The organism is Clostridium sp. C1, assembly GCF_018223625.1.
GTDB lineage: Bacteria > Bacillota_I > Bacilli_A > Erysipelotrichales > Coprobacillaceae > Allocoprobacillus.
The window spans coordinates 88765-112707 of sequence record NZ_CP073631.1; the positions used below are offsets into that span (position 1 = coordinate 88765).

Genomic DNA, 23943 nt, shown 5'->3' on the forward strand with positions numbered 1-23943 from the left:
AAAGACCTAATATGCAAGAATTATCTTATTGCTTATGAATAGAAATCATTGGGATATAAAAAAGCAATGAATATCTTTTATATATCACAAATCTATCAATTGATGAGAAATGGAATTTCTGATATGCATTGTCGAAGTGATTTGTATTTAGCTAAAGAAATAGAAGATGAAAAAAAGTTAAATCTTTGTAAGGGAAATCAAGAATGAGATTTCTCTTTTTTTATATATTGATAAGGATATATTAAAAGTCCTTTTGTTTACTGAAAATAAATTTAAAGCGTTTACAAACTATGATATAATGAATTTATAAATAGGAAAGGAGTATGTTTATGGGAGGTTTGAAACAAGAGTATTTAGATAAGATTGATGCGATTGTTGATCAGCATAAGGATCAAAAAGGACCTATGAAATTAATGCTTCATGATATTCAAGATGAGCTTGGCTATATCCCTTTTGAGGCAATGGTAAAAATAGCTGATGCTTTGAATGTTCCTGTTTCTAAGGTTTATGGTGTTGTGACTTTTTATTCACAGTTTACAACCGAACCAAAGGGAAAGCATGTCATTTCAGTTTGTCTTGGAACAGCCTGTTATGTCAATGGAGCACAGACGATTTTAGATTTGCTTTGTGAAATGACGGAGTGTGAAGTGAATTCTACCAGTGAAAATGGATTGTTTTCAATTGATGCCACACGTTGTGTGGGAGCTTGTGGATTGGCTCCAGTTGTCAGTGTGGATGGGACAGTTTTTGGATGTCAGAAACAACTGGAAGATCTGAAAATGCTGATTCTTGATTATTTGAAGGAAGAAGAACCATGTTAGTTCAAGATATCGTGGCTCTTTTAAAAGCAAGAGAAATCTATATTGCACAAGATAATATTTATCAAAAAAATTATGATAAAGGTTTTGCGACTGATTTAATGTCGGATGCTTTAGCTTTGTTGAAGGATGAAACAGAAGATGTTTTATTTTTAACAGGATTAGCCAATGTACAATCTTTACGTACAGCAGAGGTTTTGGATTTAGATACAGTGATTTTGGTGAGAGGAAAACCATTGGATCAACAGATGATAGAAACAGCGAAAGATTTACACATTAATCTTTTTCAAACTGATCAAACGATGTTTGAAGCCTGTGGGCTTTTATATGGAAAAGGAATGAGATAATGAAATATGTTTATCAAGTAGAAAAAGAAAATTATGAGGATGCAGGGAAAGCCTCTACAGATATTAAAAGAACTTTAAAAACAATTGGCATTGATCGTCGTGTTCTTAAGGCTGTAGCGATAGCATGTTATGAAGCTGAAATAAATATTGTGATTCATTCCAATGGTGGAACTGTGACTTTTGAAATGGATGATGATGGTGTTATCACATTATCTTTTGACGATGTTGGACCGGGTATAGAAGATCTGGAATTAGCACAAACACCGGGTTATTCGACTGCCTCTACAAAAGCACGTTCTTTAGGTTTTGGAGCTGGAATGGGATTGTCTAATATGAAAAGTGTTGCGTCTTCATTTCAGATTACATCTTCGCCAGAGGGAACACATATTCAAATGACATTTCAATGAAACCAGTTATTCATTTTTTAGGGGATCACTGCAAAAACTGTATTAAGTGTGTCAAATCTTGTCCTACAGAAGCGATTTCTATTATGCATGGTCAAGTGATGATCGATGATTCAAGCTGTATCAATTGCCATGTCTGTGTGCAATCCTGTGATTATAAACAATTAAAAATTAAAGAAGTGAATCTTACAAAAGCCTTTGAAAAACATGAATATAATATTGCTTTGATTCCAACATCTTTATTATCTGATTTTAAAAGTTTTGATGAATTAAAAGCTTTTATTCATGCTATTAAAGCTTTTCATTTTGATGAGGTTGTGCAATATAGTGATATTGAAGGATATCTTTACCAACAGGCTATTGAAACCAGTTTTCAATCAGATCGTCTGATGTTGACATCTTTTTGTCCAAGTATTAATCGTTTGATTAAACAGGAATATCCTACATTAATAGATCATCTATTACCTTATGATTATCCTGTAGAAATTGCAGCCAGACGTTTAAGAAAGAAATATCAAGGTAAAGATATTGGTATTTTTTCACTCTGTGAATGTGTTGGAAAACTCACTTTAGCGAAAGAACCTTTAGGTAAAGACAATTCACAGATTGATTATGCTTTAAGTATTTCACGTATGTTTCCACATTTTAATAAACGAAAAAGCCAACAAAAAGATGATATTGATATATACCGTGATGGTGTGAAAAGTATTGTCAGTGATTTATTTGGTAAAGATCATTTACAAGTGATGAGTGTGGAAGGTTTACCACAAATTCGCATGGTTTTAGATTTGATTGAATTTGATCGTTTAAAGGATATTCGTTTGATTGCTTTGTATCATTGTTATCAGGGATGTATTGGTGGTTATTATTTATGGAATAATCCCTTTGAAGGACGTTTTCATATTGAAAGTATGTTGAATGATTGTTTAGACAATCATCTGATATTAAGTGAAGATGAATATCTTAAAAAACGTCAGATCAATGTTCAAAAACAATCCATTCAAGAGCGTATGAAATGGTTTCAAAAAGTGAATGCGATTTTGGATACTTTACCTCAATATGATTGTGGAAGTTGTGGTTTTGCCAATTGTCGTGGTCTGGCTATGAAAATAGCGAGTGGTGAAGTAGATGATTCACTTTGTCGAATCAAAAGAAGGTGAGAATATGCAGGTCAAACAAATATTACAGTTACCTTTGGAACTCATCAATGATGTCAGTTGTAAGCAGGAAATCAAAGATGTTTATATAGGTGACTTATTGAGTGTTGTGATGGCACATGGAAAAGAAGGAACGTTATGGTTGACAGTTCAAAAACATTTAAATGTGGTGGCCGTTGCACAGTTGCTTGATTTTGCAGGGATTGTCTTTATACAGGGATCATATCCTGATGAAGAAACAATTCAAAAGGCAACAGAGTTGCAGATTCCTTTGCTGGTCAGCCCCAAAGATGCTTTTGCACTTGTCAAAGATTTGATAACGTTAGGTTTATAATATGTATTATGATTTACACATTCATTCTGCTTTATCACCTTGTAGTGATGATACCATGACCATTTATAATATCTTTCATATGGCTTATATCAAAGGTTTGGATTTGATTGCTATTACAGATCATAATTCTTTAAAACAACAACATCACTTAGAAAAAGTTATTCAAAGTCCTATTTTAAAAGGAAAGATTGATTTTATATATGGAGTAGAGTTACAAAGTTGTGAAAATATTCATGTTTTGGCTTATTTTCAAAGAGGAACATATTTACAGCCTATTCAACAATGGATAGATCAGCATCTTATGAAAACAATTAATCAAAAAGATTACTATGGAAATCAATATATATTCGATGAAAATGATCAAATTATAGATGAAGAAGTTTATCTTCTTTTAAATGCATTAGATTTAACATTAAATCAAATCATTGCCAAGATTCATCAGTTTCAAGGAATAGCTGTTTTAGCTCATGTTTTCCAAAAAAAATATGGTGTTTATGAATTGTATCAAGATATACCAGAATCTTTGGATTATGATGGTATTGAAGTGAGCAGTTTAAAACAGTTAGCTGATTTAAAGAAACTTTGTCCTCATTGTAGGGATAATCTTGTTTTGATCAATAGTGATGCTCATCAATTAGAAGATATCCAAGAACCACTTTATCAGATTGATTTTCAACAGTTAGAAAAGATATGGAGAAAAAGATAATGCAGGAAATAGCAATGACAATTTTGGATATGATTCAAAATTCTTTACGTGCTCAAGCTTTACAGATCCATTTATGGATTAAAGATAGTATCAAGGATAATATGATTCATATTGAAATATGTGATAATGGTTGTGGTATGAGTTTAGAAACTTTACAACAAGTCACGAATCCCTTTTTTACGACACGAACCACACGTTCTATTGGTTTAGGTATTCCTTTGTTTAAAGAAAGTGTAGAAGCGACGGGCGGTTATTTTCAAATAGATTCTTGTTTACAAAAAGGAACAAAAATCATAGGTGAATATGTAAAAAATCATATTGATACACCTCCAATGGGAAATTTAGTTGATACTATGATCACTTGTATTCAATATGATGAAAAAGTGAATTATTGTTTTCATTATCAAAATGATGATTGGGTATTTGATATGAATACAGAAGATATAAAAGCTCTTTTGGATGATGTGCCAATCAATCAGCCGGAAATCATACTATGGTTAAAAGATTATATAAAGGAGGGTATGCATCAATGAAGTCATTGGATGAATTGAAGAAAATTAGGTATCAGGCAAAAGAAAGAATGGCCATGCGTGGTCAAGATGGACAGGATTATCGTGTTGTGGTAGGAATGGCAACCTGTGGTATTGCAGCAGGAGCTCGTCCTGTATTGAACACCTTTGTCGAAGAAGTGGCTAAAGCTCATTTACCTGTTGCAGTCATGCAAACAGGATGTATTGGCATGTGTGCTTTAGAACCCATTGTAGAAATTTTTGATAAAGATAATCAAAAAACCACATATGTATTAGTTGATGAAAAGAAAGCAAAAGATATTGTTTTACGTCATTTGATACATGGTGAAGTGATTGATGAATATACTGTCGGACATTATTCAAAATAGGAGGTGCAAAGATGCCATATAAGAGAACACAAGTCTTAGTTTGTGCTGGAACAGGATGTACAATTGGAAATTCTGGTGCATTAATAGAAGAATTTGAAAAAGAAATCAAGTCGATGGGGCTTGATAAAGAAATTGAGGTTTTAAGAACAGGTTGTTTAGGGTTATGTGGGGCTGGACCTAATATTTCTATTTATCCTGATAATATTATTTACAAAGGTGTCAAAAAAGAAGATGTGAAAGAAATTGTACAGGAACATCTTTATAAAGGACGTCCTGTTGAACGTTTGATGTTGAATGAATCTGATCAAGAAACAAAGGAAATTCATGATATTAGTCATACACGTTTTTATCAAAAGCAAAAGCGTGTGGCTTTGCATAACTGTGGAATCATTGATCCTGAAAACATTGAAGAATATATTGGACAGGATGGGTATTTTGCTTTAGGTCAGGTTCTATCACAGATGACCCCTCAAGAAGTTATTGATATCATTAAAGAGAGTGGTTTAAGAGGTCGTGGTGGAGGAGGTTTTCCAACTGGACTAAAATGGCAGTTTGCCTATAATGAACCGGGTGATGAAAAATATGTGATTTGTAATGCTGATGAGGGGGATCCGGGTGCCTTTATGGATCGTTCTATTCTCGAAGGAAATCCTCATAGTGTCATTGAAGCAATGGTCATTGCTGGTTATGCGATTGGGGCTCACTATGGATATATTTATATTCGTGCCGAATATCCTATTGCGGTGGAACGTTTAAAAACAGCGATTGCTCAAGCAAAAGAATTGGGATTATTAGGAACAAATATTTTTGATTCTGGTTTTGATTTTGATTTGGAAATTCGTTTAGGCGCTGGTGCTTTTGTCTGTGGAGAGGAAACAGCGTTGATTCAATCTATTGAAGGTGAACGAGGAATGCCTGTTTCAAAACCACCATTTCCAGCCCATAAAGGGGTATGGGGAAAACCAACGATTATTAACAATGTTGAAACCTATGCGAATGTGGCTCAAATTATTTTAAATGGAGCAAATTGGTTCCGTTCTATTGGAACTGAGTCATCACCGGGAACGAAAGTTTTTGCTTTAGGAGGTAAAATTACCAATACAGGACTTGTTGAAGTCCCGATGGGAACAACACTTCGTGAAGTCATTTATGAAATTGGTGGCGGTTGTCCAAATCATAAACAGTTCAAAGCTGTTCAGACAGGTGGACCATCAGGTGGATGTTTGACAGAAGAACAATTAGATACGCCTATTGGTTTTGATGAACTGGTGAAATTAGGTTCAATGATGGGGTCAGGTGGTATGATTGTTTTAGATGAAGATAATTGTATGGTTGATGTGGCTAGATTTTATATGGATTTTATCGTTGATGAATCATGTGGAAAATGTACATCATGTCGTGTTGGAACAAAGCGTATGCTGGAATTGTTGGAACAGATTTGTGATGGACAAGGTACAATGGAAACATTGGATGAACTGGAAACATTGGCTATGACAATTAAAGATACAGCTTTGTGTGGATTAGGTCAATCTGCGCCAAATCCTGTTCTTTCAACAATTCATCAATTTAGAGATGAATATCTGGCACATATCATTGATAAAAGATGTCCAGCGGGAGTCTGTAAAAAATTATTACGTTATGAAATCAATAAAGATGAATGTCGTAAATGTGGTCTTTGTGCAAGACAATGTCCTGTGGGAGCCATTAGTGGAAAGATTGGAAAAGAAGCCTTTCAGATTGATCCTGACAAATGTATTCGCTGTGGTTTATGTATGAAAGCATGTCACTTTAAAGTGGTAGAAAGAAAGTAGGTGTAGAAGATGTCAAAAATAAAAATTACCATTAATAATCGAGAAGTGGAAGCCTATGAAGGACAGACTGTTCTAGAAGCTGCCAAGAATAATGGCATTCATATTCCTACTTTATGCTATCTTAAAGATGTCACTGGAACGGGTGCCTGTCGTGTCTGTCAAGTCGAAGTCGAGGGTGCTAAAACTTTATGTGCAGCGTGTGTTTATCCAGTCAGAGAAGGCATGGTTATTAAGACCAATTCACAAAGAGCATTGGATGCCAGACGTAGAGTGGTGGAATTGATTGTTTCCAATCATTCTAAAGATTGTTTATCTTGTATTCGTAATACGAATTGTGAATTACAGCGTTTATGTCAGGAATTAGGTGTTCGTGAAGATGCTTTTGCTGGTGAAAAGAGTGAACCAACATTTGACACAGTTTCACCAGGTATTGTGCGTAATACATCAAAATGCGTTTTATGTGGACGTTGTGTGGAAACATGCCAAAAAGTTCAAGGATTAGGAATTTTAGGTTATATGAATCGTGGCTATAAAACGAAGGTTGGACCGATTTATGATAAAAGCTTTGATGATGTCAATTGTATGCAATGTGGGCAATGTATTAACGTTTGTCCAGTGGGTGCTTTACATGAAAAAGAAGAAATACATTATGTGATTGAGGCTTTAAATAATCCAACAAAGCATGTTGTTGTGCAAACAGCACCAGCTGTTCGTGGGGCTTTAGGTGAAGAATTTGGTATGCCTATTGGCACAAGAGTTACAGGAAAGATGGTTCATGCTTTAAAGCTAGTTGGTTTTGATAAGGTTTATGATACCAATTTTGGTGCTGATTTAACAATTATGGAAGAAGGTTATGAGTTTTTAGGACGTTTGAAAAATCAGGGGACTTTGCCAATGATTACATCATGTAGTCCGGGCTGGGTGAATTATATTGAACATGAATATCCTGATTTATTAGATCATCTGTCTACTTGTAAATCCCCTCATATGATGTTAGGGGCGATGGTGAAATCTGTCTATGCACAATCTAAAGGGATTGATCCAAAAGATATTTATGTTGTTTCGATTATGCCTTGTGTCGCTAAAAAGGGTGAAAAAATACGTCCTGAAAATAAAACAACGCATTATCAGGATGTTGATGCTGTTTTAACAACACGAGAATTAGCCAAACTGATTAAGATGTTTGGAATTAATTTTAGAGATTTAAAAGATGATGATTTTGATCAGGATTTATTTGGTGAATATAGTGGAGCTGGTGTTATTTTTGGTGCCAGTGGTGGCGTGATGGAAGCAGCCTTAAGAACTGTCGCTGATGTTTTGGCTCATGAAGACTTGACGATGATTGATTATCATGCGATTAGAGGTGTTGAAGGGGTGAAAGAGTCAACCATTAAAATTGGTGATCAGACATTAAAGGTTGCGGTTGCTCAAAGTATGTCACTGGCCAAACCATTGTTAGATGATATTCGTCAAGGTATTTCGCCTTATCATTTTATTGAAATCATGGGATGTCCGGGTGGATGCATTAATGGTGGTGGACAGCCATATGTTAATGCAACTATAAGAAATAGCGGATTTAATTTTAAAGCTGCCCGAGCCAAAGCTTTGTATGATGAGGATGTGTCTTTACCAGTACGTAAATCTCATAAAAACTCTCAAATACAAGATCTCTATCGCAATTATTTAGATCATCCTAATAGTGAAAAAGCACATCAGTTGTTGCATACACATTATAGTCAAAAAGCAAAGTTTAAGTGATTTGGGAGGTTTTTATGAAGAAGTTTATACAAATAGGTTTATGTTGTTTGATGATGGGTCTTCTCATGGGGTGTCAAAAAGAAGAAACTGTGCGTATTTTATGTCCAACGGGTGCTCCTGCATTAGCTTTAGTTGGAGAATATGATAACATTAGTAAAAATGGTGAAATTCAATTCGTTGATGGGACAGATCAGCTGATTGCTCAGCTATCAAAAGCCGATAGTGAGTATGATATTATCATTGCACCTATTAATATTGGTGCCCAACTGATCGCAAAAAATCAGACATCATATCGTTTAAAAAGTATTTTAACATGGGGAAATCTTTACCTTGTTGGAACATCACAGGATGCTTTGAATGAAACAGGTGAACTGGCTTTGTTTGGTGAAGGGGCTGTTCCTCAAAAGATTATAGAAACTGTTGATTTGTCTATACGTCTTGAACCGCATTATTATTCTTCAGCAACACTCGTTCAACAAAGATTATTATCTGGGCAGGTAGATGTCGGTATGCTTGCAGAACCACTTGCCAGTGCAACGATTGCTAAAGCGAAACAATCCAATGTGGATTTGTCCATTGTGGCGGATTTACAAAAAGAATATGGTGGGTCTGGTTATCCACAGGCAGCCATGTTTGTAAGGGAAGATTATCAAAATGATGATTTATTTGAATCTATTGCACATTTTACTGAAAATGGTTATCCAGATTTAAAAGAAAAACTAGAAAATATTGGTATTGAGCAGTTAGGACTACCAAGTGTAGATATGACTGTTGCTTCAATAGAACGTCAAAATGTTCATTATGTAGAGGCTAGTCAATGTGAAGATGATATCAAACAATTTCTTCAGCTTTTCAACATCACTTATGATTCAGATATGATTTTATCATGAAAAGAAAACTGATTCTTATTTTTGCTATTTTGGTTTTATGGCAGATGGCTTCTGGAATGATTCAAAAAGAAGTCATCTTGCCTTATCCCGGTGATGTTTTACAGCAAATGGTTGCACATTTGTTTCAACAGAGTTTTTATATTGCGGTCATATCTACAATCATACGGGTGATGAGCGGTTTCTTTTTGGCTTTGATTATAGGTGTATTTTTAGGAATCCTGAGTGGTCTTTTTTCAGACTTTCGTCAATATATACAACCACTGATGACATTTTTTCAAACGATTCCACAAATTGGATATATTTTAATATTACTTGTCTGGTTTTCCAGTCACATAGCCTTGTTGATTATTATTTTTTTGATGCTGGTACCTACCTTCTATTTCAATACATTACAAGGAATGTTACATATTGATTCAGATTTGCAGGATATTATTCAACTCTATCATCATTCTTTTCTTTATAATTTACGTTATGCCTATTTACCTTTGATTCAAGGCTATATACTTTCAGCTATTCAAACAACATTACCATTAGGTTTAAAAGTTGGAGTGATGACAGAAATCTTTGTGTCTACACAATATGGAATAGGGAAACAATTATATTTAGCAAGAGTTCAGATTGATATGACAAGTATTTTTGCATGGGTTTTATGGATGGTGCTGATGGCTTTTTTGATGATCAAGTTATCAGATATTTTGATTCAATTTATTCAAAAGAAAAATCATTCTCTTTAAAAAAGACGAATGATTTTTAAAAATAAGTCCATACTCTTAACGAGGTGAGAATATGGATTTTCAAAATAGTCAAACAAAAGATAATTTAATGCGTGCTTTTGCAGGTGAATCACAGGCGAGAAATCGTTATACATTTGCAGGTGCTATAGCAGCCAAAAAAGGACATCATATGCTGGCAGATGTTTTCTATTTTACAGCTAATCAGGAAAAAGAACATGCTGAGATTTTTTATAACCATTTAAAAGAGCTGACAGGAAAAAGTATTATGGTTGATGGGAGTTATCCGGTGGATACCTATGATGATGTCTTATCACTTTTAAAGAGTGCCAGATATAATGAATATGAAGAATATGAAGATGTCTATCCACATTTTGGTACAATTGCCAGAGAAGAGGGTTTTCATAAGATTGCACAGGATTTTTTCAATATTGCTGAAATTGAAAAAACACATGGTCGTCGTTTTGAAAAGATGGCAACACTCTTGGAAAACGGACAGCTTTATGCATCTCAACAACCTTGTTGCTGGATATGCTTAAATTGTGGTTTTGTTTTTGAAGGAACACAGGCACCTCAGCAATGCCCTGTCTGTTTACATGATCAAGGTTATTTTATACGTCTAAAAGACGCTCCATTTAGTTGTGAAAATGATAATTTGTAGCGTTTAAGAATATCTGATTAGGATATTCTTTTTATTTAACATGTCTATACGCTTGTCAAAATTTAGTGTATAATAAGATTTATACTGTATGAAGGGAGGACCTATATGAAGCTAATATTACATTATCTGAAAAGATATAAAAAATTAGTATTATTAAATATTGTATCTGTTTTTGGTTTTGCACTAGTTGAACTAGGTCTACCAACAATTATTGCAGATATGATTGATCATGGGGTGACTTATCAAAATGAAAGTTATCTTTATTCGATGTGGTTTTTAGCTATTGTGATTTCGGTGATTGGGGTAGCTGGAACGATTGTGCTAGGTTATTGTTGTGCGAGAATTTCTACTTCTATTACAAGAGATATGCGTAACGATATTTTTACACACATTCAAACATTTTCACCCCATGAATTTAACCGTTTTGGTATTTCATCATTAATTACACGAACAAACAATGATGCTTTTCAAATTCAATTATTTGTAAATGTCTTATTAAGAACAGCTTTATTGACACCAGTTATGGTCATTATTAGTGTTTTTATGACAATGCGTACATCACTTGAATTATCTCTTATTATTGCAGCGACATTACCGGTGATTGTTGTAGGGGTTATTATTATCGCAAAGGTTTCTGAGCCTTTATCACAAAAACAACAATTATCATTGGATGTATTAAATCGTATTACAAGAGAAAATCTTTCAGGGTTAAAGGTGATTAGAGCTTTTAATAATGATGCTTATGAACAAGCTCGTTTTAATAAGACAAATGAAGAATTTACGGGTTATACAAGAAAAATCTTTAAATTAATGCTTTTAACACAACCTGTCTTTTATTTTTTCTTGAATTTAGTTACATTGGTTATTTTTTATGTAGCCAGTCATATGATTGATGCTGGAACTTTACAGGTAGGAAAACTGATCGCCTTTCAGGAATATCTTTTTCATGCTATGTTTTCTATGATGCTATTTTGTAATGTCTTTGTCATGTATCCTCGTGCAGCCGTTTCTGCAAGACGTATTAATGATGTTTTATCTACCAAATGTGATATTCAAGATCATGTGACACAAACAAAGATGTCTAGAGTTAATAAACATCATTTATCATTTCAAAATGTCACTTTTGCCTATCCTGATGGTGAGGAAGCTGTTTTAAAAAATATCTCTTTTGAAGCGACTGAGGGAGAAACAATTGCCTTTATTGGAAGTACAGGTTCTGGTAAGAGTACATTAATTAATTTGATTCCACGTTTTTATGATGTCAGCAATGGGAAAATTGAAATTGATGGTGTTGATATTCAAGATTATCGTATTGATGATTTAAGAAATAAAATTGGTTTTATTCCTCAAAAGGCGATGTTGTTTACGGGTACCATTGCAGAAAATCTCAGATATGGAAAAGTTGATGCAACTTTAGAAGAATTGGAACACGCTGCTAAAGTTTCACAAAGCTATGATTTTATTATGGAAAAACCTCTAGGTTTTGATGAAATGATTACAGAAAGTGCGACGAATGTATCAGGAGGACAAAGACAGCGTTTAAGCATTGCCAGAGCGTTGATTAGAAAACCAGAAATTTATATTTTTGATGATTCTTTTTCAGCTTTGGATTATAAAACAGATGCGATTTTAAGACATGCTTTGAAAGATGAAACAAAACATTCTATTGTTTTGATTGTTGCTCAAAGAATTTCAACGATTAAAGATGCTGATCAAATTATTGTCTTAGATGAAGGACGTATTGTTGGACATGGAAAGCATCGAGACCTTTTAAAGAATTGTCCTATATATCATGAGATTGCTTCATCTCAGCTCAGTGAGGAGGAGTTAGATTATGAATAAAAAATGGCAGGTATTAAAAAACTCTTTACAACAGATGGCTCCTTTTTTCTTGCTTTATAAATGGGGATTTGTGATTGCTTTATTAATGATTGTTGTGACATGTTTTTCATTATCTATTTCTCCAATGATTGAAGGTATGATGACATCATTATTAATGGAAAATGCTATGGATATGTTACATCATATTCCTGGTGCACATGTTGAATATGATCGTGTCATGGAAATTATTGTGATGTTGTTAGGCATTTATTTATTAAAAACTGTATCACAGTCCATAACGATTGTGACATTAACAAATTCAATTCAAAAGATGATGCATGATTTAAGAAATGCTTTGCAGGAAAAGATCAGAAAGTTACCAGTCAGCTATTTTGATCAGCACCAATATGGTGATGTATTAAGCCGTATTACAAATGATGTTGATACATTGTCCAATGCTTTACAGCAGACATTAACAGAAATGATGAGAGGTCTTTTAATGTTAATGTTGGCTATTTTCATGATGTTTCGTATTCATGTCTTGATGACATGTATTGTTTTGCTGATTATTCCTGCTGCTTTACTGATTACACGATTTATTGTGAAACGTTCACAAAAAAAGTTTCAGGCACAACAGGATGCATTAGGAAACTTAAATGGTGCAATTACTGAAATCTATGGTGGATATCGTGAAATTTTACTTTTTAATAAACAAAAAGATGCTATTGAAAAGTTTAAGAATATTAACCAGACACTTTATCATAATGCTTTTCAGGCACAGTTTATGTCATCCATTATTTCACCATGTGTTTCACTTGTGACTTATATGATTATTGGAACAATCGGCTTTATAGGAAGTCTTTCTGTTTTAAATGGAACACTACTAGTTGGTGAATTACAGGCTTTTGTTCGTTATATCTGGCAGGTCAATGATCCGGTTTCTCAAGTAAGCAATTTATCTTCTCAAATTCAAGCAGCTTTTGCAGCTTTACATAGAATATCAGATATTTTAAATGAATCTGAAGAAAAACTAGTTGAAAATCCACGAGTTTTAACAAATGCAAAAGGCCATGTTGAATTTAAACATCTATGTTTTGGTTATCATGAAAAAGAAGTTCTTCATGATATTGATGTGAATATTCAAAGTGGTCAAATGGTTGCAATTGTTGGTCCAACCGGTTCAGGAAAAACAACTTTGATTAGTCTATTGTTACGTTTTTATGATGTGACTTCTGGAAGTATTTGTATAGATGGTGTAGACATTAGACAAATTCCACGTGAACAATTACGTTCTATGTTTGGTATGGTTTTACAAGATACATGGCTGTTTCATGGAAGTATCTATGAAAATATTCATTATGGACGTTTAGATGCAAGAAAAGATGAAGTCATTGAGGCAGCTAGACAGGCTAATGTTGATCATTTTATTCGTACATTACCAGATGGGTATGATATGATTGTCAATGAAGAAGCCAATAATATTTCACAAGGTGAAAAGCAATTATTAACAATTGCCAGAGCTATGTTGAAAGACCCTCAGATTATGATTTTGGATGAAGCAACATCTTCTGTGGATACACGATTAGAAAAGAGATTACAGGATGCTATGCAAAGAGTCATGAAAGGACGTACAAGTTTTGTTATAGCGCATCGTTTATCAACAATCAAGAATGCTGACTTGATACTTGTTATTAAAAATGGTTATCTTGTTGAACAGGGAACACATGAAGAACTGTTAGAAAAAAATGGTTTTTACAGTCAGCTCTATAATGCACAGTTTCAAGAAATGTCATAATATGTGATATTATGTGAAATGACAATAAAAAAAGAAAAATGCCCTCAAACTTTCGTATAGAAAAGTAGGAGGGCATTTTTTATGAAAAAAAGAAGAACAAAAATTGTAGACTTTAAAAATGATGTTTTGTTTAAATTTACTTTAAGAGATGACCAAGACCCTGATTGTTTGTATCTTTTAAAGTTGATTATTGAAAATATTGCAGGTATTGAATGTCATTCTTTAAAGGTTCAAAATCCTGAATTGAATCCCCAGCATGTAGAAGATAAGGATATGATTCTTGATATTAGAGTTATGAATGAAAATGGTGAAATTTGTGATGTAGAAATGCAAAATTCATCATTGGATAGAGAACAATATCAAAGATTTCAAATCTATGGAGCCAAATTACTTGCTGAACAACAAAAAAGAGGTGATGATTATATTGAACATATTCACCCTGTGTTTCAATTGATTTTCATTGATGATTTAGATACTGATAATTTGATGTTAATAGATAAATATATGACGAGAAATGATTTGGGTAAAGTAGAAAGATATTGTTTAATAACGAGAATTTATATATATTTACCGTACATAAACATTTTGAAAAAAGAAAAACAAATAGGTAACTTTGATGAACTGGAAACAGCTATCTATATATTTAAAAATGGGTTGGATGATGATATAATAAAAACAGGTAAAAAGGTGGTGAAGATCATGGAAAAGAAAGTTGAAAAGTTTAATGAAGATATGATTTTACAGGATATGGCATTTCATCGTGACTTAAACAAATGGGCAAGTCATGCAAGAATTCAGAGAGTACGTGAAGAAAGTTTAAGAGAAGGGAAGCAAGAAGGTTTAAGAGAGGGGAAACAAGAAGGTTTAAGAGAAGGAAAACAAGAAGGTTTAAAATATTCTGTATTGAAATTATTTCAAAAAAGATTTTCTGAAGTTGAAACAGCTTTTCTGGATGATTTATCAGCTGAACAGTATGAAAAAATTCTTGATCTTCTCCTGGAAGGAGCTACTCTTGAAGATATTTATCGTTTTGTTAATAAAGAAGTAAGTGGTTGATTTTGAGGAAGTTTGACCTGATTCTTGAAGGAATCAGGTTTTTATATCTTGAAAATTGTTTGCCTTTTACTTTTAAGAATAAGTTGTGTATAATAGTAAAAACAAAGAGGGGCTGAAATCGTGAATATCAAAGACATTAAAAATCATGCAAATAAAATTTATTTAGAATATCGAAAACAGATCATACCTGAATTTTTTTACGTGGGTTATGTCGGTGTCTTGGCTCAATATTTAAGAAGTGGTATCTTTTCTTTTTTTGTATCACTGTTTTTATGCTCTATTAGTCATGGCTATGTGAAATGTGCAATGAAGTTAGTTGATTTTCCTAAACCGGTATTGGATTATCATGATTCACTGAATGGAATCATCTGTTTTCCAAAAGTAGCTCCTGCTTATTTAATGAGAAAAGCAGTACTTGTTGTGTGCACACTTATCTGTTTGCTTCCTTCTTTTTTTACCATTCAAAGTTTAATACCTGAATTTTCAATAGAATGGTTTTCATCATTAGGCAATACGCTGATTCAAACAGAATATTTTATTCCTAAATTTCAATACTTATCATTGATTATGGAAAATACATTTTTAGTAGGAAATATTATACTATGTATCCTAGTCTATCTTTTTTTGACAGCTTTATTTATGCCGGTGCCTTATGTAATGGAATTAGAAGAATTTTCTTGGAGTGAATGTTTAAGCTATTCCATGCGTCTGATGAAGAAAAAACTCTTTTCATTTGCTTATCTTTATTGTTTTTATATGTTTAGACATGCTTTATATTGGATTGTGACAGGATGTGTTGTTTTATGGATTGGTCGTTTAAATGAAATTTTGATGTTGTTTTGTATGATTACATCATTGTTTTTATATATTGAGGTCTTTAAAGGAAGATTTGAAATTGCTAAATATTTATTTTATAAAGAAATGAGTGAAGAATATCATGAGAAAAATTGAAAATATAAAACGAATCATTATTAAAATAGGTTCTTCATCATTGTGTCATTCAAATGGTTATATTGATCAACAGAAAGTATTATATTTTGTTATGCAGATAGCACAATTTATTGAACAAGGAAAAACAGTTGTCATTGTTTCTTCAGGGGCGATTAGTGCAGGGATGGGGGCTATGGAACTTTCATGTAAGCCAGAAACATTGCCTCAAAAACAGGCACTTGCAGCCATTGGACAGGCAAAACTTATGCAAATTTATGAAGAAATCTTTCAACTTTTTCATTTGAAATGTGCACAAGTTTTACTGAATCATGGGGATTTTGATGATCGTCAACGTTTGATGAATCTTTCTCATACTATGAATGCTTTGATTGATTATGGCGTGATACCTATTGTCAATGAAAATGATGCTTTGGCTGTAGAAGAAATTAAGGTTGGGGATAATGATACGCTTTCAGCTTTGCTGGTTCCTGTGATTGATGCAGATTTGCTTATTTTGGTTAGTGATATAGATGGACTTTATACGGATAATCCTCATGTCAATCCTCAAGCACAACTTTTAAAATATGTAGAAAGAATTGATGAAAGAATTGAAAAGATGGCGTCAGGATCTTCATCAAAGTTAGGAACTGGGGGTATGGCAACCAAAATCAAAGCAGCTAAGATTGTCAACGATTATGGAAAAGATATGGTCATTGTGAGTGGTCAAAAACAAAATGCTCTTTTGCATATTTTTGATGAATATGAAGAAGGAACATGGTTTAGTGGACAAAGTGGAAAGAATTTGAATGCAAGAGATCATTGGTTGACTTATCGTAGTCATTCTAAAGGAAAAATTATTGTTGATAAGGGAGCTAAACAGGCACTAAAGGAACATAAAAGTTTATTGCCTTCAGGGATTATTGATGTCAAAGGATCGTTTTTATCAGGACAGGTTGTGGATATTGTAGATCAAGATGAGCAAGTCATTGCAAAAGGGATTGTTCAATATTCAAGTTTGGAAATTATGTTGGTCAAAGGACATCAAAGTTTTGAAATGAAAAAGATTTTGGGAAATTATGATTATGATGAAATTATTCATGCGAATAATATGGTTATATTAGGAGGAAAATCCAATGAATAAAAATCTTCTGGAACAATTGGTTCAAGCCAGACAGGCTCAGCGTCAAATGATGAATATGTCAACAGATAACAAAAATAAGGCTTTGCAAAATATTGCGAAAACATTAAAAGAGCATATTCCTGATATTATCGTAGAAAACCAAAAAGACATTGAAAATGCGAAAAAAACAGGGATGTCAAAAGCAATGATGGATCGTTTATTCTTAAATGAAGAACGTATTTTGAGTATTTGTGATGATGTTTTAAAGTTAATTCATTTAAAAGATCCTGTTGGAGAAATTGTAAGAGAAATCAAACGACCTAATGGATTGTTGATTCAACAAGTTCGTATTCCAATTGGTGTCTTTGGTATTGTTTATGAAGCACGACCTAATGTCACTATTGATATTGCCTGTTTATGTATCAAATCCGGAAATGTCTGCTTATTAAAGGGTGGTAAAGAGGCCTTTCATTCTAATCGTATACTTGTGTATTACATGCAAAAAGCTTTGCAAGATTTACTTCCTGTAACATCTGTTCAATTGATAGATTATGGTGGACGTGAAATGGTTGATGAATTGATTCGTGCCTATGGTTATGTGGATGTTGTGGTTCCACGTGGAGGAGCAGGATTGATTCAACATGTTGTGCAAAATGCAACAGTTCCAGTGATTGAAACAGGAGCAGGAAATTGTCATTTATATATCGACAAAGAAGCAGATATGGAAAAAGCAATAGATATTAGTGTGAATGCGAAAATTCAAAGACCATCTGTTTGTAATGCGATTGAAACAATTCTTGTTCATCAAGATATTGCAGAAAAATATTTACCATTATTATATGAGCAGTTTCAAAACTGTGTAGAAATACGAGGAGATCAAAGTGTTCAAAAATATATTCCTTGTCATCAGGTGACAAGAGAGGATTATGCAACAGAATATGATGATTATATTGTCGCAATCAAAGTTGTTCAAGATGTCAAAGAAGCTGTGGGACACATTGCTCAATATTCGACGAAACATTCAGAAGCTATTATTACAGAAAATATCCAAACAGCAGACTATTTCTTGAGTCATGTGGATTCAGCCTGTGTTTATCATAACGCCTCAACTCGTTTTAGTGATGGTGGTGAATTTGGCTTTGGAGCAGAACTAGGAATTAGTACCCAAAAGCTACATGCTAGAGGACCATTAGGCTTACAGGAAATGACATCTTATCAATATAAAATATATGGAAATGGACAAGTCCGTGAATAAGGGATAAAAATTTTATTTTTTGTCCTTTTTGTTTATTTAATTGAATTATGAGATTCACTTTTTATATTGACATTAATTAGTCGACTAAGTATAATGATTAGCGTACTAAGTAATAGGAGGGAAAGTATGGAATATCAATGTTTTAGTGAAATGATGGAAGAAATGAGAGAGATTCATAAAATGATTCAAAAATTAACAGCTCAAAAATGTCATCATTTAACAATGGAACAAGTGAAGCTCATTTTTTTGATTGCTCATGCACAAATGAATCAAAAGGAGATTGCCCAAAAACTTCGTATTACTGAGGCAACACTTTCAGTAAGAATCAAAAGATTGGTTGATATGGGGTTTATTGAAAGGAAATTAAATGAAGATGATAAAAGACATTATTATATTGTTTTGTCTTCTCAAGGTAAAGCAGTCATTGAAGAAATGAAAAGAGATTTTCATTATGTTCATCAAGTTGTTTGTAAAGATTTAACTGATGAAGATTATCAATCTGTTTTAAAAGTTGTCAAAAAAATAAAAAGGAATTTAAAGGAGGAGATTGAGTGATTAAGTTACGTAAATTTGCCTATAAGTTTTGGCTGCCAATTATTTTGTGTATTGGTTTTGTTTTTATTCAATCACAATCAGAATTGGCATTACCAGACTATATGAGTGATATAGTGACAAATGGGATACAAGCTGGTGGATTTGATACATCAATAGGTGAAGTTTATAGTCAAGATACTTTTGAACATCTCTTGATTTTTGCAGATGAAAAGCAAAAAGATATCATTGAATCAAGCTATACGTATGTTTCATATGAAGATTTATCTGATGATATCAAAAAAGAGTTTCCACATTTGCAAGATGCTTATGTTCATAACAGTATGACTCAAGAACAGAATCAAAAGCTGGAAAATGCATTGATAAAGCCAATGCTTATGGTTTCAGCCATTGATTCAATGGACCCTAACTCAAAAGAATATCAACAATTATTTCAAAATGCACCAGAAGGTATGGATATTTATCAGGTTTTTTCAATGATGGATGAACAGGCCAAAAGTCAAATGACCGCAAAAATTGATGCTCAAATTGAAACAATGGGTGAATCAACGATGTTAGTTGCGGCTGGAAATGGTGTCAAAAATGAGTATATGGCACTAGGAGCAGATGTTGATCAAATGCAGACAGAGTATATCTTTATGTCTGGATTGAAGATGTTAGGTATTGCTTTACTTGGTTCATTGGCAGCAATGGCATCAGCATTCCTTTCTTCACGAGTAGGGGCTGGATTTGCTAGAGATTTAAGACGTGCCGTTTTTAAGAAGGTCGAAAGCTTTTCTAATAGTGAATTTAATAAGTTTTCAACAGCATCACTCATCACACGTACAACAAACGATATTACACAAGTCCAAATGTTGATGATTATGTTGCTTCGTATTGTTTTATTTGCACCTATGATGGGTGTTGGAGCATTGATTAAAGCTTTTACCCATTCATCATCTATGACATGGATTATTTTGATGATTTTATTTGTCATTACACTTGTCATTGTGATTTTGATGAAAGTTGTTTTACCAAAATTTAAAATTATTCAATCATTAATTGACAGATTAAACTTAACTATGCGTGAAAATTTAACAGGTGTTCTTGTGATTAGAGCTTTTGGTAATGAAAAACATAGTGAAGAACGTTTCGATAAGGCCAATAATGATTTAACAACAGTCAACTTATTTGTCAATCGTGCGATGGCTACATTAATGCCAATCATGATGTTTATTATGAACTTTGCAACTGTTCTGGTTGTTTGGGTTGGTTCACAACAATTAGATTTAGGACATATTGCGATTGGAGAAATGATGGCTTTTATTCAATATGCTATGCAGATTATTATGTCATTCTTGTTTATTGCGATGATATTTATTATGATTCCTCGTGCCAGTGTAGCTGCTGATCGTGTTTATGAAGTTTTATCAACAGAATTAACCATTCAAGATCCACAACAACCTGTTGATTTTGATCCAAAACAACAAGGGGTTGTGGAATTTAAAGATGTGTCTTTCCAATATTCGGGTGCTCATGAACCTGTTTTAAGTCATATTACTTTTACAGCAAAACCGGGACAAACAACAGCGTTTATTGGTTCGACAGGTTCTGGAAAGAGCACCTTAATAAATTTGATTCCACGTTTCTATGATGTCAGTGCTGGTGAAGTCATTGTGGATGGTGTCAATGTTAAAGATGTGAAGCAACATGATTTAAGAGAACGTATAGGTGTTGTTCCACAAAAAGGTGTTTTATTCTCTGGAACGATTCGTTCTAACTTACAATATGGGGCTCATGATGCCACTGATGAAGAATTGAATGAAGTGATTCGTGTAGCACAGGCAAAAGAGTTTGTGGATGCCAAACCGGATGGTTTAGATGAAGCTATTTCACAAGGTGGAACAAATGTTTCTGGTGGACAAAAACAACGTTTAGCAATTGCAAGAGCTCTTGCAAAAAATCCAGATATTTTGATTTTTGATGATAGTTTTTCAGCATTGGACTTTAAGACAGATGCGATTTTAAGAAAAGAATTAAATCAGTTAATGGAAAAGAATCATAATACTGTATTGATTGTTGGACAAAGAATAGCTTCTATTATGGATGCTGATCAGATTATTGTTTTAGATGATGGAAAAATTGTTGGAAAAGGAACTCATGAAGAATTGATGAAATCTTGTCAAGTTTATCAGGAGATTGCTTATTCACAACTTTCAAAGGAGGAATTAGCCAATGCCTAGAGGACACATGGGTGGTAGACAGATGTCTAATGAAAAAGCTAAGGACTTTAAGGGAACGATTCAAAAATTATTTGCACATTTACGTCCCTATTATGTGAAATTTATATTTATCTTTATATTTGCTGCTGGATCAACAATCTTTTCTATTTTTGGACCGAAAGTATTGGCTCAGGCAACAGATAAATTAAGTGAAGGAATAATGGCTAAGGTTTCACATACAGGTGGTATTGATTTTGATGCAATCTTTCAAATTCTTATTTTCCTTGTCTGTATTTATTTGTTCAGTGCTTTATTAAATTATATTCAAGGATTTTTAACTTCAGGTATATCTCAAAAAGTTGCTTATGATTTTAGAAAAGAAATTTCAGAAAAAATGGATCGTTTGCCATTGAGTTATTTTGATACACATTCAAGTGGGGATACCTTATCACGTGTAACCAATGATGTTGATTTGATTGCGCAATCATTGAATCAGAGTTTAACACAGGTGGTGACATCTTCCGTTACAGTTATTGGAATTTTAATTATGATGCTGACAATCAGTATTCCAATGACATTATTAGCGTTATGTGTGTTACCTATTTCAATGTTTTTAATGACTAAAATCATGAAAAGAACACAAAAGTACTTTATTTCACAACAAACAAGTTTAGGAAATGTGAATGGTCACATTGAAGAAATGTATGGTGCTCATCAAGTGGTAAAAGCATTTAATGGCGAAGAAGATTCGGTCGCACGTTTTGAAGACTATAATGATGATTTATATAACTCTGCATGGAAATCACAGTTCTTTTCTGGCTTGATGCAACCACTTACAACATTTGTTGGAAATATTGGTTATGTGGGTGTGTGTTTGTTAGGTGGATTTTTAGCCAGTGGACAAATGATTTCGATTGGGGATATTCAGGCATTTATTCAATATGTGCGTCAATTTAACCAACCGATTACTCAACTTGCTCAAATTATGAATCAATTACAATCGACTGCAGCTGCTGCAGAACGTGTGTTTGAATTTTTAGATGAACCAGAGATGGAAGAAGAACATGCTTTGGTCACTAGTGACCAAGTCCATAACATGCAAGGAAGTGTTACATTCAACCATGTTCAATTTGGCTATACGCCAGAAAAAACAATCATTCACGACTTTTCTATGCATGTTCATGCTGGACAAAGTGTTGCAATTGTTGGACCAACAGGTGCGGGGAAAACAACGATTGTCAAATTGTTAATGCGTTTTTATGAATTGAATGGTGGGCATATCTTAATTGATGGAAAAGATATTACACAATTTGCCAGAAGTGATTTAAGAAGTTTGTTTGGTATGGTTTTACAAGATACATGGTTATTTGGTGGAACGATTCGTGAAAACTTAAAATATGGAAAATTAGATGCAACAGATGAAGAAATGTATGAAGCCTGTCGATTGGCATATGCTGATCATTTTATTAATACTTTAGAAGATGGTTATGATACAATCATTAATGAAGAATCTAATAATATTTCACAGGGACAAAAACAATTATTAACTATAGCTAGAGCTTTTCTTGCGAATCCTAAAATCTTGATTTTAGATGAAGCAACTTCATCTGTTGATACAAGAACAGAAGTATTGATACAAAGAGGTATGGATAAATTGATGGAAGGAAGAACAAGCTTTATTATTGCTCATCGACTTTCTACGATTAAGGATGCTAATACGATTATTGTCATGAAAGATGGCGATATTGTAGAATTAGGAAACCATGAGTCATTACTTGCAAAAAATGGATTCTATGCCGAATTGTATCAATCACAATTTGAATCAAGTCATGAATAACTTACTCATTTTGAGTGAGTTATTTTTATTTTTTAGATACATTTAAAAATTTATATAAAATTTTTTAAATAAATTAATGAAAATCTATTTACAAATCAAAAAAAGAGGTGTATAGTAACATTACTTCAAAAATTTGAAGTAAGAACATAAAAAATTTTAAGTAAAACATAGGAGGACATATCATGTTTGAACAAGTTAAAGACGCATTAGTAGAATCTTTAAATATTGATGGAGAAGGAATTACACCAGAATCAAGATTAAAAGAAGATTTAGAAATTGATTCTTTAGCAGCTGTTGAATTATCTTTAGATTTAGAAACAGAATTTGATGTTGAAATTTCTGATGAAGAATTAGCTGCATTAGTAACTGTAGAAGATATTGTGAAATTAATTGAATCTAAACAATAAGCTAAGGTTTCACTTAGCTTATTTTTCTAAGGAGGAATGGATATGGATACTGAAAAAATTAAATCAATTATGCAGATGTTTGAAGAAAGCCAAATATCTAAGATGGATTTAACTGATGGTGATTTGCATATCACATTAGAAAAAGATGTTGAAGTTAAACAGGTTGTGACACCAGTTGAGGGACAATCTGTTCAAGAAGAAAAAACTGAAGAAAAAACAGGAACACCTATAAAAAGTCCAATTGTTGGAACATATTATCAATCAAGTGGTGCTGGAAAAGAACCTTATGTTAAAGTAGGAGATACGATTCAAGAAGGAGATACAATTTGTATTATTGAAGCAATGAAAGTCATGAATGAAATTAAAGCAACTGTTTCTGGTAAAGTTTTATCTATTGAAGTTCAAGATGGTGAAACTGTTGAATATGATCAGACTTTAATGATGATAGGGTAAG

General features: G+C 33.1%; 25 protein-coding genes. All 25 read left to right on the top strand.

Going from position 1 to position 23943, the window contains the following annotated elements:
• Positions 1-48 precede the first annotated feature (48 nt).
• A complete protein-coding gene (locus KEC48_RS00455) occupies positions 49-207 on the top strand; it encodes a hypothetical protein (protein ID WP_249191387.1) in 159 nt (52 codons plus the stop codon).
• A 122-nt stretch (positions 208-329) separates the two neighbouring features.
• Complete coding sequence (locus KEC48_RS00460) at positions 330-821, top strand: NAD(P)H-dependent oxidoreductase subunit E (protein WP_087358028.1); 492 nt, start codon at positions 330-332, stop codon at positions 819-821.
• Complete coding sequence (locus KEC48_RS00465; RefSeq protein WP_087358029.1) at positions 815-1165, top strand: hypothetical protein; 351 nt, start codon at positions 815-817, stop codon at positions 1163-1165. Before KEC48_RS00460 ends, KEC48_RS00465 begins: the two co-directional genes overlap by 7 nt.
• Positions 1165-1572 carry an ATP-binding protein gene (locus KEC48_RS00470; RefSeq protein WP_087358030.1) on the top strand — a complete coding sequence of 136 codons (408 nt, stop codon included), beginning with the start codon at positions 1165-1167 and terminating at the stop codon, positions 1570-1572. The genes KEC48_RS00465 and KEC48_RS00470 overlap by 1 nt, the downstream gene beginning before the upstream one ends.
• On the top strand, positions 1569-2729 hold the full coding sequence (locus KEC48_RS00475) for a [Fe-Fe] hydrogenase large subunit C-terminal domain-containing protein (protein WP_211965348.1): 1161 nt from the start codon (positions 1569-1571) through the stop codon (positions 2727-2729). Before KEC48_RS00470 ends, KEC48_RS00475 begins: the two co-directional genes overlap by 4 nt.
• Positions 2730-2733: 4 nt before the next feature.
• Positions 2734-3060, top strand: a complete 327-nt coding sequence (locus KEC48_RS00480) for a serine kinase (RefSeq protein WP_211963702.1) — start codon at positions 2734-2736, stop codon at positions 3058-3060.
• Position 3061: 1 nt separating this feature from the next.
• The gene (locus KEC48_RS00485) at positions 3062-3766 is read left to right on the top strand and encodes a PHP domain-containing protein (protein ID WP_211963704.1); all 705 of its coding nucleotides are present in this window, start codon (positions 3062-3064) and stop codon (positions 3764-3766) included.
• Positions 3766-4299 carry an ATP-binding protein gene (locus tag KEC48_RS00490; protein WP_211963706.1) on the top strand — a complete coding sequence of 178 codons (534 nt, stop codon included), beginning with the start codon at positions 3766-3768 and terminating at the stop codon, positions 4297-4299. The genes KEC48_RS00485 and KEC48_RS00490 overlap by 1 nt, the downstream gene beginning before the upstream one ends.
• Complete coding sequence (locus KEC48_RS00495) at positions 4296-4664, top strand: (2Fe-2S) ferredoxin domain-containing protein (RefSeq protein ID WP_087358034.1); 369 nt, start codon at positions 4296-4298, stop codon at positions 4662-4664. The genes KEC48_RS00490 and KEC48_RS00495 overlap by 4 nt, the downstream gene beginning before the upstream one ends.
• 11 nt (positions 4665-4675) lie before the next feature.
• Positions 4676-6475: an NADH-quinone oxidoreductase subunit NuoF gene (locus KEC48_RS00500; protein WP_211963714.1), complete on the top strand. Its 1800-nt coding sequence runs from the start codon at positions 4676-4678 to the stop codon at positions 6473-6475.
• Between the two features lie 9 nt (positions 6476-6484).
• Positions 6485-8233 (top strand): NADH-dependent [FeFe] hydrogenase, group A6, encoded by a 1749-nt coding sequence (locus KEC48_RS00505; protein WP_211963716.1) that lies wholly within the window; start codon positions 6485-6487, stop codon positions 8231-8233.
• 14 nt (positions 8234-8247) lie between these two features.
• Positions 8248-9123 carry a hypothetical protein gene (locus tag KEC48_RS00510; RefSeq protein WP_087358037.1) on the top strand — a complete coding sequence of 292 codons (876 nt, stop codon included), beginning with the start codon at positions 8248-8250 and terminating at the stop codon, positions 9121-9123.
• Positions 9120-9857: an ABC transporter permease subunit gene (locus KEC48_RS00515; RefSeq protein ID WP_211963718.1), complete on the top strand. Its 738-nt coding sequence runs from the start codon at positions 9120-9122 to the stop codon at positions 9855-9857. The genes KEC48_RS00510 and KEC48_RS00515 overlap by 4 nt, the downstream gene beginning before the upstream one ends.
• Before the next feature lie 52 nt (positions 9858-9909).
• A complete protein-coding gene (gene rbr, locus KEC48_RS00520; protein ID WP_087358039.1) occupies positions 9910-10515 on the top strand; it encodes a rubrerythrin in 606 nt (201 codons plus the stop codon).
• A 105-nt stretch (positions 10516-10620) separates the two neighbouring features.
• Positions 10621-12357, top strand: coding sequence for an ABC transporter ATP-binding protein (locus tag KEC48_RS00525; RefSeq protein ID WP_087358040.1), 1737 nt, complete (start codon positions 10621-10623; stop codon positions 12355-12357).
• Positions 12350-14131, top strand: coding sequence for an ABC transporter ATP-binding protein (locus KEC48_RS00530; protein WP_211963720.1), 1782 nt, complete (start codon positions 12350-12352; stop codon positions 14129-14131). The genes KEC48_RS00525 and KEC48_RS00530 overlap by 8 nt, the downstream gene beginning before the upstream one ends.
• Positions 14132-14212: 81 nt before the next feature.
• A complete protein-coding gene (locus KEC48_RS00535; RefSeq protein WP_211963722.1) occupies positions 14213-15187 on the top strand; it encodes an Rpn family recombination-promoting nuclease/putative transposase in 975 nt (324 codons plus the stop codon).
• Between the two features lie 120 nt (positions 15188-15307).
• On the top strand, positions 15308-16138 hold the full coding sequence (locus tag KEC48_RS00540) for a hypothetical protein (protein WP_211963724.1): 831 nt from the start codon (positions 15308-15310) through the stop codon (positions 16136-16138).
• Positions 16125-17258: a glutamate 5-kinase gene (gene proB, locus KEC48_RS00545; RefSeq protein WP_211963727.1), complete on the top strand. Its 1134-nt coding sequence runs from the start codon at positions 16125-16127 to the stop codon at positions 17256-17258. The genes KEC48_RS00540 and proB overlap by 14 nt, the downstream gene beginning before the upstream one ends.
• Entirely contained in the window at positions 17251-18492 is a 1242-nt protein-coding gene (locus KEC48_RS00550) for a glutamate-5-semialdehyde dehydrogenase (RefSeq protein WP_211963728.1), read from the top strand. The genes proB and KEC48_RS00550 overlap by 8 nt, the downstream gene beginning before the upstream one ends.
• Before the next feature lie 126 nt (positions 18493-18618).
• Positions 18619-19047, top strand: coding sequence for a MarR family transcriptional regulator (locus KEC48_RS00555; RefSeq protein WP_211963730.1), 429 nt, complete (start codon positions 18619-18621; stop codon positions 19045-19047).
• Entirely contained in the window at positions 19044-21266 is a 2223-nt protein-coding gene (locus KEC48_RS00560) for an ABC transporter ATP-binding protein (protein WP_211963732.1), read from the top strand. The genes KEC48_RS00555 and KEC48_RS00560 overlap by 4 nt, the downstream gene beginning before the upstream one ends.
• Positions 21259-23082 carry an ABC transporter ATP-binding protein gene (locus KEC48_RS00565; protein WP_087358049.1) on the top strand — a complete coding sequence of 608 codons (1824 nt, stop codon included), beginning with the start codon at positions 21259-21261 and terminating at the stop codon, positions 23080-23082. Before KEC48_RS00560 ends, KEC48_RS00565 begins: the two co-directional genes overlap by 8 nt.
• Positions 23083-23264: 182 nt before the next feature.
• A complete protein-coding gene (locus KEC48_RS00570) occupies positions 23265-23489 on the top strand; it encodes an acyl carrier protein (protein ID WP_087358050.1) in 225 nt (74 codons plus the stop codon).
• Positions 23490-23531: 42 nt separating this feature from the next.
• Positions 23532-23942 carry an acetyl-CoA carboxylase biotin carboxyl carrier protein gene (accB, locus tag KEC48_RS00575; protein ID WP_211963734.1) on the top strand — a complete coding sequence of 137 codons (411 nt, stop codon included), beginning with the start codon at positions 23532-23534 and terminating at the stop codon, positions 23940-23942.
• The last annotated feature ends 1 nt before the right edge of the window (position 23943 follow it).